Source organism: Robertmurraya korlensis NBRC 107688, from assembly GCF_001591645.1.
Taxonomy (GTDB): domain Bacteria; phylum Bacillota; class Bacilli; order Bacillales; family Cytobacillaceae; genus Robertmurraya_A.
The window spans coordinates 1-589 of the sequence record NZ_BCVH01000067.1; the positions used below are offsets into that span (position 1 = coordinate 1).

Here is a 589-nt window from a genome sequence, read left to right on the forward strand (position 1 = left end):
TTACTAGGGACACATTAACTACACACAGAGGTAGGAATAATAATGGAAACAAAACTACTAAGGATAGCAGAATTAGCAAAGTCTCAGCCTAAAATGAAATTTACATCACTTGCCCATTTATTAAATGAGCAATCACTAACACAGTGTCATCATGGACTACCAAATAGAAAGGCAACGGGTGTTAACGGAACGACTAAGGAACAATACAGCGAAAACTTGGAAGAAAACATAACTGATTTGGTAAGTAGGCTCAAAAGTATAAGCTATCGCCCTGTTCCAGTAAGACGAATGTATATCCCAAAGCTCAACTCAGACAAGAAAAGACCGTTGGGAATACCGGAACATGAGGATAAAATTGTACAAAAGGGCATTACCAAAATACTAAACACTATCTATGAAAATGACCTCCTAGACTGTTCATTTGGATTTCGCCATAAAGAAACTGTCATGATGCACTGAAAATACTGAATCTGTATATTGAAAAGAGAGCAGTAAGTTATGTAGTAGATGTAGATATTAAAGGTTTCTTTGACAACGTTGATCACAGATGGATGATGGAGTTTCTAAAACTCCGAATCGCTGACCCTAA

The 589-nt window shown here is 36.8% G+C and carries 1 protein-coding gene; it reads left to right on the top strand.

Annotation, left to right across the window (positions count from 1 at the left end; translation table 11 throughout):
- Window positions 1–42 precede the first annotated feature (42 nt).
- Entirely contained in the window at window positions 43–459 is a 417-nt protein-coding gene (locus BKO01S_RS23710; protein ID WP_232311312.1) for a reverse transcriptase family protein, read from the top strand.
- The last annotated feature ends 130 nt before the right edge of the window (window positions 460–589 follow it).

Excerpts from the sequence above, each read along its gene's own strand:
- BKO01S_RS23710 (WP_232311312.1), top strand. The coding sequence starts at position 43 with ATGGAAACAAAACTACTAAGGATAGCAGAATTAGCAAAGTCTCAGCCT.